Raw genomic sequence first — 14,350 nt, forward strand, 5'->3', positions numbered from 1 at the left:
TAAATTTAAAACAATGAAAACCAGAAGTAGCTTTATAAAGCTTAAAGCAATCGCTTTTATTATTGGAGCGTCACTTTTCTCGGGAAGCGTTTCGGCCCAAAGCCAAACACTTACCTTGAAAGATGCCATCAAATATGCATTAGAAAACAAAGCTGATGCAAAAAAAGCAAAACTAGAAGTAGAAAACAGCGAATACCAAATCCAAGAAGTTCGCTCAAGGGCATTGCCTCAGATTTCTGCAAACGGAAACATAACCTACAATCCAATCTTGCAATTGAACGCCTTGCCTGGTGATTTCTTTGGAGCACCCGGAACAACCATTCTTGCACCTTTGGGACAAAAATGGACTGCTGGAGGTGGTGTTTCGCTAACACAGAATATTTTTGACCAAGCTGTGTTTACAGGATTGAAAGCAGCCAGATCAACTAGAGAATTTTATCAAATAAATGCTCAATTGACCGAGGAACAAGTTATTGAAAGAGTAGCCAACAATTATTATGAAGTTTTTGTTCAAAGAGAAAAGCTTGCCGTAATCGATAGCAATTATGTCAATACGACAAAAGCAAAAAGCATCATTCAAGGACAATTTGATAATGGATTGGCAAAGAAAATCGATTTGGATAGGATTACGGTGAAATTATACAACATCAATACACAACGCCAACAGTTGATCAACGCGGTTCAATTGCAGGAAAATGCCTTGAAGTTTTATATGGGAATGCCGATTGAAACGCCAATCACACTTCCTAAAACTGAATTTGAAGTAACACCTCAAGCCTTGGCGGAAGCCCCAAATACAGCCACAAGAACTGAATATTTGTTGATTGAAAAACAAGAGCAACTTTTAGACTTTCAGAAAAAATCGATAATTGCTGAATATTATCCAACTCTTTCACTTTCGGCAGGATACAATTATCTTGGTCAAGGTCCGGAAATGCCGCTTTTTGCAAAACCTGCAGACGGGGTTTATTGGTCGGATTATTCAACTATTGGTTTGAATTTGAAGATTCCAATCTTTACAGGATTTGGCACAAGAGCAAGAGTTCGTCAAGCGGATGTTGATTTGAGAAAAATTCAAGCAGATAAAGAAGACACCAAGCTTTCATTGGATTTGGCCTTTGAAAACGCACGAACTCAAATTGAAAACAGCTTGATTACTATCAAAAATCAAAAAGAAAATGCACAGTTGGCTCAAGAAGTTTTAGACAACACTAGAAACAACTACTACCAAGGTTTGGCTCCGTTGACGGATTTATTGGATGCCGAAAATGCTTTGGTTGAAGCTCAAAACAATTATACTTCTGCCTTATTGGAATACAAACTGGCCGAAATTCAATTAATCAAATCAAAAGGAGAATTAAGAACACTTACAAACTAATCAATCAATAAAAATGAAAAAAGTATTATATATAGGAATCGGACTGGCAGTTTTAGGTCTAATAGGTTTTATCCTGACGGGAAACAAAAAGAAAAACGAAGCTGAAACTGCAATTGTAGCTCAGAAAAACACTTCTATTTCTGTAAAGGCAGATACCATAAAAAGCGAATCAGTAACTACGGATTTCATCGCCAACGGAAGTTTCGCACCACTTCAAGAACTTAGCTTTTCTGCCGAAAATGCTGGAAGGGTTACAAAAGTCTTGGTTAAGGAAGGAAGCGTTGTAAGAATCGGTCAGACTTTGGCAATTATTAAAGGCGATAAACTTTCGGTTGATGTGCAAAGTGCAAAGGCAACCTACCAAAATGCATTGGCCGACAATCAACGTTTTGAAAATGCTTTTAAAACAGGTGGTGTTACCAAACAACAAGTGGATCAGGCAAAATTGGCTTTATCGAATGCAAAAGCACAATTGGATCAAGCAAATATCAGTTTTGGAGATGCTACCATCAGGGCTACCATCAACGGAATTGTAAACAAGAAATACATCGAGCCGGGTTCGGTTGTTGCTCCAGGAACACAATTGTTTGACTTGGTGAATGTTTCTAAATTGAAATTAAAAGTTACGGTTAATGAAAACCAAGTGGCTTCTTTAAAAGTTGGTTCTACAATAAAAGTAAAAGCGAGTGTTTATCCTGACAAGGAGTTTTCTGGAAAAATCACATTCATTGCTCCAATGGCAGATGAATCGTTGAACTTTCCTTTGGAGATAGAAATTGCAAACAACGCCAACAATGATTTGAAAGCGGGTATGTATGGAACGGCTCATTTTGAAACCAATGCGACTCAAAAAACACCTATCAAGATTGTTCCAAGGACTGCATTCGTAGGAAGCGTTAGCAACAACCAAGTATTTGTGGTGAAAGATAGTATCGCTAAACTGACCAAAATTGTTTCGGGAAGAATTTTCGGAGAAAAAGTGGAAGTTTTAGAAGGATTGAATGAAGGAGATGTAGTGGTAACAAGCGGTCAAATCAACTTGACTGATGGTGCGAAAGTTGGAATCGTAAAATAAATTAAGAGAAAAGAAGCGAACTATAATATTCATACTTCAACCTTCTACATCTAAACAAATTAATATATGAAAATAGCAGAAATATCCATAAAAAGACCCACCATCATCGCGGTCTTGTTTATCATACTAACCTTGGGGGGAATATTCAGTTATTCACAATTGGGTTACGAATTGATTCCAAAATTCGAAATGAATGTGGTGACCATTTCCACCATCTATCCTGGAGCTTCTCCTTCGGAGGTAGAGAACACGGTGACCAAGAAAATTGAAGATGCGATTGCATCTCTGGAAAACGTAAAGAAAGTAGAATCGAAATCCTACGAAAGCTTGTCGCTAGTAATGGTTACGCTAACTGCAAATGCCGATGCCAATTATTCCTTGAATGATGCACAGCGAAAAATCAATGCAGTCCTTAAAGATTTACCAGACGATGTTGACCCACCTTCTTTGAGCAAATTCTCCATCAGTGATTTGCCAATTATTACCATTGGAGCAACAGCTGGAATGGACCAAGTGGAGTTCTATGATTTATTGGATAAAAAAATACAACCCGTTTTATCTCGTGTAAACGGAGTGGCCCAAGTAAATCTTGTTGGCGGTGAAGAAAGAGAAATCCAAATCAGCCTTGATGCTACAAAATTGCAGGGGTACGGAATTTCAGTTCCCCAAGTACAACAAATCATCTTGGCCTCTAACCTTGATTTTCCAACAGGAAAAGTAAAAACAAGAGAAAACAGCACCTTGATTCGTTTGGCTGGAAAATTCAAGAATGTTGAAGAACTACGTAATCTTGTAATCTCAACCAAAAATGGCGTTCAAGTTCGTTTGGGAGATGTTGCCGATGTTCAGGATTCACAAAAAGAAGTAGAAAAGATTGCCCGTGTAAACCAGAAAAGTGCGATTCTTTTGCAAGTCATCAAACAATCAGATGCAAACGCGGTTGCAGTAAGTGAGGCAGTTAAAAAAGCGGTTGCTCAAATTGAAGCTGATTATAAAGGAAGTAACGTAAAACTTACACTTGCTGATGATACAACCGATTTTACATTAGTTGCCGCCAACTCTGTAATGAAAGATTTGTTCATTGCGATTTTCTTGGTTGCCTTTGTAATGTTGTTCTTCCTGCACAGTTTTAGAAATGCCTTGATCGTAATGGTGTCTATTCCTGCCTCGTTGATTGCAACTTTCATTGGAATCAGCTTATTAGGTTATACCTTGAACTTGATGAGTTTGCTAGGTCTGTCCCTCGTGGTTGGTATCCTTGTGGATGATGCGATTGTGGTTTTAGAAAACATCCACCGCCACATGGAGATGGGTAAAAACAAAGCCAGAGCCGCTTATGATGGAGCTTCAGAAATTGGGTTTACTGTAACGGCCATTACCTTGGTAATTGTGGTAGTGTTCTTACCTATTGCAATGAGTACCGGATTGGTATCCAACATCATCACGCAATTCTGTATGACAGTTGTTATTGCAACTTTACTTTCATTGCTTGCGTCATTTACGATTGTTCCTTGGTTGTTTTCTCGTTATGGAAAACTGGAACACGTTACCAACAAATCATTGTTCGGCAGAATAATCCTTTCTTTTGAGCGTGGTTTGGATAAATTTACACACTGGGTAACTGGAATTCTAGAATGGTCGCTTAAACATAAAATAGCAACATTGGTTATCGTATTGATTTTATTTTTCTCTTCTATCGGATTGGCTGTTGCTGGTTTCATCGGTGGAGAATTCTTTGCCAAAATCGACAAAGGTGAATTTATGGTTCAAATTGAATTGCCAAAAGATGCTTCTATCGAAAAATCAAATTTTGCCAGTCAAAAAGCCGAGAAATTTTTAAGCAGCAAGAAAGAAGTTGTCGGACTTATCACAACCGTTGGACAAACTAGTGATGGTTTTGGAGGTTCTCAAACCACACTTTACAAATCGGAAATCAAGGTAACACTGAACGACAAATCAGAGCGTGAAGACAATACCTTTGTTTATGCCGCAAAAATCAAGCGTGAACTAGAAAGAGAATTGGTTGGTGCCAAAATCAAAACCGTTCCTGTTGGATTATTTGGTGCAGATCAGGCTCCGTTGATGTTGACTGTTACAGGTTCTTCTCAAAAAGATGCTATGGCTTTCGCCGAAAAGGCGGCTGCCGAACTTCGCAAGATTCCAGGTGCAACCGAGGTAAAATTAACATCAGAAGACGGAAATCCTGAGATAAATGTTCAGGTAGATCGTGATAAGATGTCGGCACTTGGCCTTGATTTGAGTACGGTTGGTATGACCATGCAAACAGCCTTCAACGGAAACACCGATGGTAAATTCCGTGCAGGAGAATATGAATACGACATCAACATCCGTTACGACGAATTCAACCGTTCTAACTATAATGATGTGAGCGAATTGATCTTCATCAACAATGCCGGACAACAAGTAAAGTTGTCTCAATTTGCAAAAATCACGCAAAGTTCTGGTCCGAGTTTGTTGGAAAGACGTGACAAATCACCTTCTGTAAGTGTCGAGGCACAAACCGTTGGTCGTCCGTCAGGAACTGTTGCTGGAGAATGGGAAGCTGTTTTCTCTAAAATGGAACGTCCTGCAGGTGTAAGCTACATCTGGGGTGGTGATATGGAAAACCAATCGGAAGGTTTCGGAACATTGGGAGTTGCATTATTGGCGGCAATTATCTTGGTTTACTTGGTAATGGTAGCTTTATACAACAGTTTCGCAACACCATTCGTGGTATTGTTCTCCATTCCTCTTTCGTTTATCGGAGCGTTATTGGCATTAGCCTTGACCAACAACTCGCTGAACGTATTTACCATCTTAGGTATCATCATGCTTATTGGTCTGGTTTGTAAGAATGCCATCCTTTTGGTCGATTTTGCCAACCACAGAAAAGAAGCGGGTGAAACCACTCGAACTGCCTTGATTCAGGCCAATCACGCTCGTCTTCGTCCAATCTTGATGACAACGATTGCGATGGTTTTCGGTATGCTACCAATTGCAATGGCTTCTGGTGCCGCTGCCGAAATGAACAACGGTCTTGCCTGGGTTATCATTGGAGGATTGATTTCGTCCTTGTTCCTAACTTTGGTTATCGTTCCTGTGGTGTATTCGATATTTGACAGCATCAAGAACAGATTACGCAAAGGAAAAGAACAAACCGATTATGCCGATTTGATGGTAGAAGATTATGTGCATACTGAAGTAGCTGATGACGGTTTTTCAACTAAACATATCTAAACAAAAAAAATCCATTGGGTGTAACTTCAAACTACATCCGATGGGTTTTAAATCCAAAAACAAAACATTATGCAAACTGAAGTAGGAATCCAACATCTGATCGAGATGTTCCCTTACGAAGGTACACTTATACAAGCAGGACGAAATAGTATAAAAAAATTTGATATTGACGGGAAATCCATTTCTGTAAAATCATTTAAAAAACCCCATCTAATCAATTCCTTTGCTTATAAATACATTCGTAAATCTAAAGCCAGACGCTCTTTTGAAAATGCAGAAAAACTTTTATCATTAGGCATCAACACCCCTAAACCCATAGGGTATAAAGAATTCTCAAACCTATTTGGAATCAAACGTAGTTATTATGCATGCGAACATTTAACTACAACAGTAACACTACGAGAGGTACTTGCAAGTTCGGAATGTCCTAACAAAGAAGAAGTGCTGCAACAATACACCGCCTTTATGTTCGAGTTACATCAAAAGGGAATTGAATTTATAGACAGCACACCAGGTAATATTCTATTAGAAAAAATGTCTAATGGAATCTATAAATTTTATCTTGTAGATTTAAACAGGATGAAGTTTCATAATAGTCCATTGTCTTTTTTTGATAGAATGAAAAATTTATCGAAACTGACCGAAGAAACACCTATAATGCATCAAATTGAAAAAATATATGCCAAATATTATAAGCAAGATACAAAGCACATTTATCAAACGATACTCTACTATAGAAGTCGGTATAATGTTAAGATTTTTCACAAGCAATATTTCAAATATCAGCTTTCAGAATTGAAGAAGCTTTTTATTAAACCACATCTTTGTCAGAAATGATTTTAACCCTGCTAGTAAATGAGCAGGGTTTTTTGCTTTTAGCAACAAATAGATTGATTCTAGTTTAGAGCATGTAAGTTTATATAAAACCGCAACATCTATTTTTTTAAAGTTAAAAAGCTATAGAATATTTACTCAAATAAAAAGGCTTTTTTTTATTTAGAATAATTCAAAATAACTTGCGTGGGATTATTTTGCAATGTACTTTTGCATCCGAATTATAAAATCACATTCAAGATGAACAAAAATATATTTGCTTTTTTACTAAGTATTTGCTTTAGTTTGTTTGCAATTGCTCAGGAAAAAGGAACTTTGAGAGGAAACATTGTTGCTTCGGATAATAGTCCAATCGAAAATGCAACCGTTACCGTAAATGGAACACGATTTGGCACCCAAACCGATGCTAATGGAGAATTCGAAATCAAAAACCTAAAAGCGGGAAGCTATATCTTGAAGACTTCTTCTGTTGGGTTTACCACAAAAGAAACAAGTTTTTTCGTTTCAGAAAACCAACCTACAACATTGCCAAGCATTACTTTAAATAGCAAAAATGAAACCCTAGAAGAGGTAGTGATTACTGGAAACGTAAACCGATATACCAAATCTGAAAGCGAATATGTTTCGAGAATGCCAATTAAAAACATCGAAAATTCTCAAGTTTACAGCGTGGTAACGAAAGAATTGATGAAAGATCAATTAATTACAAGTCAGGACGAAGCATTGAAAAACGTTCCTGGTCTATACCAAATTTGGGCTGCAACCGGTCGTACAGGTGATGGTGGTTCATTATTTGCTTCTCGCGGATTCGTGACTCAAAGTTTATTGCGAAATGGAATTGCGGGAAAAATCACCAACAATGTTGATGCTTCTAACTTGGAACGATTGGAAAGCATCAAAGGACCATCGGCCACTTTATTTGGAAGTCAATTAACTTCTTATGGTGGTTTGATCAACCGTGTGACAAAAAAACCTTATGAAAATTTTGGCGGAGAAATCTCTTATCAATCAGGAAGTTATGGATTGAACAGGATTACGGCCGATGTGAATACTTCTCTAAATGCCGACAACACAGCACTTTTACGTGTAAATGGCGCTTATAACAACACCAACACTTTTCAGGATTATGGACACACGAGAAGCTATTTCATTGCTCCTTCGTTTTCCTACCAAGTAAACGAAAAATTAAACATTTCTATTGATGCAGAACTTTCAAACGTTGATGCATCGTCTATGCCTTTGATGTATTTGCATTGGGGACAAACTCCGAACAGCCTTGGCATCAACAATGCGAATGACATTGACATGAACTGGAAAAGATCATTTACTGGTGGCGAATTTATGATGAATACAAAAACGGCAAATATTTTCGCCCAAGCTAATTATCAAATGTCTGAAAAATGGAAATCGCAAACACTTTTCAGTACGAGTTCGAACCAATCTTTTGGACCTCAAATTTGGTTCTATTTGTTGCCTAACAACGAAATGGAACGAAATGCATGGAACATCGACGGAAGAGACAATATCTTGGAATTTCAACAAAATTTCAACGGAGAATTTGATGTTCTAGGTATGAAAAACAGATTCTTGGTTGGAGGTGATATTTTCAGGATAGAAACTAAAAGCGGACTGGGTTATCTTCCTTCTTTTTGGTACTTTGATACAGTGAACTATAGTGGTGCAACTCCAACTTATTACGACTTTAATCCAGGAAAAATTGAATCATTATTGGCCGAAGGAACTCTTGCAAAAACGCACAGTGCCGTTACAACTTACAGTGCTTATGTAGCAGACGTAATCAATGTTACAGATGCATTAATCCTTTCTGCAGCAGTTCGTTTTGATCATTTTGACAACAACGGAATTTTTGATCCTGCAACCAATACAACCACTGGAGCTTTTTCTCAAAATGCGTTTTCTCCAAAATTTGGTTTGGTCTATCAAATCCTTCAAGATCAGATTTCGGTGTTTGGAAACTACCAAAACAGCTTCAAGAATGTCATGAACACCAATGTTGGTGCTACGGAATCTTTTAACCCAGAACAAGCCAATCAATTTGAAGCCGGTTTGAAATTCAATGTTTTCCAAGATAAATTGAGTGCCAGTTTGAGTTACTACAATATTGAAGTGAAAGACATCGTTCGAGCAACAAGCACACCGGGAATCAGCGTTCAGGACGGCAACCAAACCAGCAAAGGTTTTGAAGCAGAAATTACTTCAAACCCAATTCCGGGATTGAATTTCATCATCGGATATGCTTTCAACAACAGCAAATTGAATAAAGTTTCAGATGCTCAATTGATTGGCTTACGGCCAGAAACTGCTGGACCAGAAACAATGATCAATTATTGGATCAGCTACAGCTTGCAAAATACAAGCCTAAAGGGATTAGGTTTTGGCTTTGGAGGAAATTATGGAAGCGAAAATTACATCTTCAACAAAAATGTGGTGGTGGACGGAAATCTAACTGGAGTTCAAACTTTTGCATTGCCTTCCTATTCTGTGGTGAATGCCGCTTTATATTATGATCAACCAAAATACAGACTTTCATTAAAAGTGAACAACTTGACAGATGAGTTGTATTTCATCGGGGGTTATACAACCGTAAATGTGCAATCGCCAAGAACCATCATGGGAAGCGTTGCATATAAATTCTAAATGGGTTTTAAAAAGACTATACGATTTCTACACAAATGGCTCGGACTCATCTCCGGGCTTATTGTGTTTATAGTCAGCATTACCGGTTGTGTTTTTTGTTTTCACGATGAAATCAAGGACCTGACAAGAGATTACAGAAAAGTTGAAGTGCAACAAAAGCCTTATATTCTTGCGTCAACTTTACAAAAAAAAGCCAAAGAATTATATCCAGAAGCCACAACCGATATGGTTATCTTTTTTGGTAAAGACAGACCAGCCATTGTCTATTCAACCATAAAAGAAGTGCCGCATAATATTTTCTTCAACCCCTATTCTGGAGCTTTTTTGCATACTGAAAACCTTGAGGAAGATTTCTTTATCATTGTCGAAGATTTGCACATGCACTTATGGCTTCCGCCAAAAATAGGAAAGCAAGTAGTTGGAATTGCTACCATTATTTTTGTTTTGATGGTCATTTCGGGTATTGTTTTGTGGTGGCCCAAAAAGAAGAAAGACATCAAAAACCGAATTAAGATAAAATGGAATGCCAAATGGCGCCGCGTTAATTATGATTGGCACAATGTTACGGGTTTTTATATTTCAACCATTGCCATAATCATTGCCATCACAGGATTGACTTTTTCCTATGAATGGATGCACAAGACCATGTATGTCGTTGGCAATCTAGGAAAAGACTATCCTGAAGATCATTTTAAACCTGCTATTGATACTGCTCTTGTCGCAAATTCCAATGCCAATCCGGTTGACATTGCATTAGCTGAAGCCTTTAAAGCAAAACCGCAGGACAAAATGTTTTTTGTTTGGTATCTGGGAGAAAAGGAAGCCATCATAACCGGTTCTTATCCTGAAGCTTTGGGTTTTCACCATCAATCTAATTTGCTTTTTCATCCTAAAACGGGAACACTTTTAAGCAAAAATTTCTACGAAGAAAAAAGCACCGGAATGCAGCTCCAAGAAATGAATTATGGTTTGCACACGGGACAATTCTTCGGCTTGACCGGAAAAATAATTGCATTTATAGCAAGTCTTTTGGCGGCAGCCTTGCCTGTTACAGGATTTATTATTTTTTGGGGAAGACGAAACAAAAAGAAACCGAAGACTAAAGTCATTTCCCGATAGATTAGTATATTGCAGTAAATTTTACCGCTATGAAAAAAGTATTTCTTCTAGGATTTCTATCCATCTTATTTGTTTCCTGCAATTCAAAAACAGAATACCAGACTATAACGGTTGACAACAAATATTCGTTGGAAATTCCTGATTTTATGTCGGAAGCTAAAAATCTTAATACAGAAGCTTCATTGCAGTATCAAAATGTGTTACGGGAATTTTATGTCATTGTTTTAGATGAACCAAAAACAGAATTCCCTAATCAGGAAGCGATCAATTTGGAGGAATACAAGAACATTGTTTTGGAAAACTTGAAGATGAATCTTTCTGAACCAACCATTTCTCCAGTTGAAGATACTATAATAAATGGCTTGAAAGCAAAATTGTTTTCCGTATCAGATAATACCGAAAATATTGAAATCTACTATCAATTTGCCTATATTGAAAGCAATAGCCATTTCTATCAAATCATGACCTGGACACTAGAAAACAGGAAAGACAAGTTTTCTTTGGATATGGATAAGATTATTGCTTCTTTCAAAGAAATAGAAAGCAAAAACAGGTCAAAATAAAAAAAGCTTCCGTTTCCGAAAGCTTTGGTTTAATGCAATTTAAATTTAGTTTCTGTTTACAACAGCGTCTTCTTTCCAGTTCTTTACCGAAGCAACTCTGCTATCAGAATAATCTACTTCGCTTAGGTTTTTATCGGTCCAGAAAATCCATTTTCCGGTTTTGATGCCTTCGCTATAGTTGGCGATGGCAGTCTTTTTTCCGTTTTTGTCAAAAGAAGTCCATTGTCCGTGTACTTTTCCGTTTTTATAAAAACCTTCCTGACTGATTTGTCCGTTCTCGTGATAATACGTAGATTTCACAATATCTCCAACAACTTCGTGTTTTGGTTCGCCTTGAGCAAAAGTTATTCCTGTGATTAACATTGCTCCTATGATCATATACTTTTTCATAATGCTAGTTTTTTTATTATTAAATAATCGTTTTTAGATTTGGGTAACAATCATTTTCCCTGATTGTCTAACAAATATAAAAAATTAATTTACATTAAAAAAACTTTAACTTAACAATTTAGTAACATTGAATAAAAACTTAACATTGGAAATATGCCGGACATAAAAAAACCAACGCTTTCGCATTGGTTTTTGATAGTGTAAAAACAGGGTAATTATTTCAATAATCCTTCTAAAACTTCCACTAATTTTGGAGACGAAGGCCTATCAGCATTAGCGTTTACAATATTTCCTTTAGGGTCAATAAGTATAAATCTAGGAATTCCTGTTATACCTAGATCCTTTACAAAAGAAGAACTCCAGTCGTTATCGGCAAAAAGTTGCACACCACCTAATTCTTTTTCACTTACAAAGTTTTTCCATTTCTCATAATCCTTTCTGGTGTCGATAGAAATACTTACAAATTCAATGTTTTTATTATGGAAATTCTTTTCAACCTGCTTTAGGTAAGGAATTTCTGCACGGCAAGGCCCACACCATGTAGCCCAAACATCAATATAAACGAATTTTCCCCTCAAATCTTCCAATTTGGTTTTGCCTCCCTTGTGATTTTCATAATCAAAAGTCGGAGCTGGTTTGTCGTTTAGGCTTTTTAGTGCTAAATTTTCTTTGTAGTATTCTTGCAAACCTGTTGCATTTTGTTCGATTGACTTTTGGTGTAGAGCAACAAAAGCCGGTTCTAAATCTGCTTTACGAAGTCTTTCCATATCAGTCTTCTTTTTAGCAACCAAAAGTTTTTCAAATGTCAACTCATCAGAGGCCAAAGCTGAATCAAAGTCAAATTGTTCCTCATATAGGGCGTTTTGAGCCAAGAAGTTATTCTCCTTTGCCCCTTTTCCTTCATAAACAATCGTTTCATCAAATTCCTTTGCATTGAGTTTCATCTTCAAATCAAAGCCGTTTTTCAAATACAGCATGGTCGATTCGGCTCCATCATAAAACTGATACATTCCGTCGGCAACCTTCAAGGTATCTTTGAAAAAACCTTGCTTGTTCAGTGAAATTTCCTTTTTGTATTTTTTTGGTCCGATGATTGAAATCTTATCACTATTTCGATTTTCGATTTTGGCCTCGAAAGTGGCATATTTCTTTTGTGCAAAACCAACGTTTGACAATGCTAATGCACATAAAACGACAACTATTTTTTTCATAAAAAGGATGTTTTAATTTTTGATAATCCAAATATACCTAATTATTTAATTTGCCCTAAATAAATCTAGTTAAGTTTATAGGAATGGCGTAGAATTCTAATTTTAGTTTTTTACTTTTGCAGTCTAAAATTTTGATCATGTATAGAAGTCATAATTGTGGAGAATTGAACGCTTCACATATAAATACCGAAGTTACTCTTGCGGGTTGGGTTCAGAAATCGCGCGACAAAGGATTCATGAATTGGATTGATTTGCGTGACCGTTATGGCATCACGCAGTTGATTTTCGACGAAAGTCGCACCGATAAAACCGTTTTTGAATTGGCAAAAACTCTTGGACGCGAATTTGTAATCCAGGTAAAAGGAACCGTTATTGAGCGTGAAGCCAAAAACAAAAACATACCGACAGGAGAGATTGAAATTTTAGTTTCTGAATTGAATATCTTAAATGCCGCATTAACGCCTCCATTTACAATCGAAGACGAAACCGACGGTGGCGAAGACATCAGAATGAAATACCGTTACTTGGATATCCGAAGAAATCCGGTAAAGAACAGCTTGCTTTTCCGTCATAAAGTGGCAATGGAAGTTCGTAAATATTTATCTGATTTGGATTTCTGTGAAGTGGAAACACCCTATTTAATCAAGTCAACTCCAGAAGGTGCAAGGGATTTCGTAGTTCCATCGAGAATGAACGAAGGTCAGTTTTATGCCTTGCCTCAATCGCCACAAACGTTCAAGCAATTGTTGATGGTGGGTGGAATGGACAAATATTTCCAGATCGTGAAATGTTTCCGCGACGAGGATTTGAGAGCCGACAGACAACCAGAATTTACACAAATCGATTGCGAAATGGCTTTCGTGGAACAAGAAGACATCTTGAATGTTTTTGAAGGCTTGACACGTCATTTATTGAAAGAAATAAAAGGCATCGAAGTAGAAAAATTTCCAAGAATTACCTACGATTATGCCATGAAAACCTACGGAAACGACAAACCAGACATCCGTTTCGGAATGGAATTTGGCGAGTTGAACGAAGTAGCTCAACACAAAGAATTTTCGGTTTTTAATTCGGCTGAATTGGTAGTTGGAATTGCAGCTCCAAAATGTGGAGAATACACCCGTAAAGAAATCGATGCTTTGATCGAATGGGTAAAACGCCCTCAGGTTGGAGCAAGCGGAATGGTTTATGTAAAATGCAACGAAGACGGAACTTACAAATCATCTGTAGATAAATTCTACGACCAAGAAGATTTGGCAAAATGGGCAAAAGTTACCGGAGCAAAAGCAGGTGATATGATTTTTGTACTTTCCGGTCCAGCCGATAAAACACGTACTCAATTGAGTGCCTTGAGAATGGAATTGGCGACACGTTTAGGATTGAGAAATCCAGAAGTTTTCGCACCACTTTGGGTAGTGGATTTTCCTTTATTGGAATTAGACGAAGAATCAGGAAGATGGCACGCGATGCACCATCCGTTTACGTCTCCAAAACCAGAGGATATGGCTTTACTTGAAACCGATCCAGGAAAAGTTCGTGCAAACGCTTACGATATGGTCTTGAACGGAAACGAAATTGGTGGAGGTTCTATCAGGATTCACGATAAGGCAACACAACAATTGATGTTCAAATATCTAGGTTTCACCGAAAAAGAAGCAAAAGCACAATTCGGTTTCTTGATGGACGCTTTCCAGTTTGGAGCACCACCACACGGAGGATTGGCCTTTGGTTTGGATAGATTAGTTGCGATTTTAGGTGGCCAAGAAACGATTCGTGATTTTATTGCTTTCCCAAAAAACAATTCTGGACGCGATGTGATGATTGATGCTCCATCGGTTATTGATGAGAAGCAGTTGGAGGAATTACATATCAAACTTAAATGATT

10 protein-coding genes are annotated in these 14,350 nt (G+C 37.4%); 8 read left to right on the forward strand and 2 right to left on the reverse strand.

Annotated features, from left to right (window positions below; genetic code table 11):
* Positions 1–13 precede the first annotated feature (13 nt).
* The 7 genes from J2X31_RS03595 (at position 14) to J2X31_RS03625 (ending at position 10,864) form a co-directional block, all read left to right on the forward strand.
* Positions 14–1,378, forward strand: a complete 1,365-nt coding sequence (locus tag J2X31_RS03595; RefSeq protein ID WP_310024480.1) for a TolC family protein — start codon at positions 14–16, stop codon at positions 1,376–1,378.
* Positions 1,379–1,391: 13 nt separating this feature from the next.
* Positions 1,392–2,453, forward strand: a complete 1,062-nt coding sequence (locus tag J2X31_RS03600; protein WP_310024482.1) for an efflux RND transporter periplasmic adaptor subunit — start codon at positions 1,392–1,394, stop codon at positions 2,451–2,453.
* Positions 2,454–2,519: 66 nt separating this feature from the next.
* Positions 2,520–5,690: an efflux RND transporter permease subunit gene (locus J2X31_RS03605; RefSeq protein ID WP_310024484.1), complete on the forward strand. Its 3,171-nt coding sequence runs from the start codon at positions 2,520–2,522 to the stop codon at positions 5,688–5,690.
* Positions 5,691–5,759: 69 nt separating this feature from the next.
* Positions 5,760–6,527, forward strand: coding sequence for a lipopolysaccharide kinase InaA family protein (locus tag J2X31_RS03610; RefSeq protein WP_310024485.1), 768 nt, complete (start codon positions 5,760–5,762; stop codon positions 6,525–6,527).
* A 237-nt stretch (positions 6,528–6,764) separates the two neighbouring features.
* A complete protein-coding gene (locus tag J2X31_RS03615) occupies positions 6,765–9,182 on the forward strand; it encodes a TonB-dependent siderophore receptor (protein WP_310024486.1) in 2,418 nt (805 codons plus the stop codon).
* Positions 9,183–10,301, forward strand: a complete 1,119-nt coding sequence (locus tag J2X31_RS03620; protein WP_310024487.1) for a PepSY-associated TM helix domain-containing protein — start codon at positions 9,183–9,185, stop codon at positions 10,299–10,301.
* Positions 10,302–10,330: 29 nt separating this feature from the next.
* Positions 10,331–10,864 (forward strand): hypothetical protein, encoded by a 534-nt coding sequence (locus J2X31_RS03625; protein ID WP_310024490.1) that lies wholly within the window; start codon positions 10,331–10,333, stop codon positions 10,862–10,864.
* Positions 10,865–10,909: 45 nt separating this feature from the next.
* On the opposite strand, the gene J2X31_RS03630 is transcribed toward J2X31_RS03625, so the two are convergent.
* Together J2X31_RS03630 and J2X31_RS03635 are read right to left on the reverse strand one after the other, a co-directional pair.
* A complete protein-coding gene (locus J2X31_RS03630) occupies positions 10,910–11,254 on the reverse strand; it encodes a toxin-antitoxin system YwqK family antitoxin (RefSeq protein ID WP_310024492.1) in 345 nt (114 codons plus the stop codon).
* 215 nt (positions 11,255–11,469) lie between these two features.
* On the reverse strand, positions 11,470–12,465 hold the full coding sequence (locus tag J2X31_RS03635) for a TlpA family protein disulfide reductase (RefSeq protein WP_310024493.1): 996 nt from the start codon (positions 12,463–12,465) through the stop codon (positions 11,470–11,472).
* A 137-nt stretch (positions 12,466–12,602) separates the two neighbouring features.
* Between J2X31_RS03635 and aspS the strand changes: the two genes are divergently transcribed.
* Positions 12,603–14,348 (forward strand): aspartate--tRNA ligase, encoded by a 1,746-nt coding sequence (gene aspS, locus J2X31_RS03640; RefSeq protein WP_310024495.1) that lies wholly within the window; start codon positions 12,603–12,605, stop codon positions 14,346–14,348.
* Positions 14,349–14,350: the final 2 nt, after the last annotated feature.

The sequence above is a fragment of the Flavobacterium arsenatis genome (assembly GCF_031456785.1).
GTDB classification, from domain to species: Bacteria; Bacteroidota; Bacteroidia; order Flavobacteriales; family Flavobacteriaceae; genus Flavobacterium; species Flavobacterium arsenatis.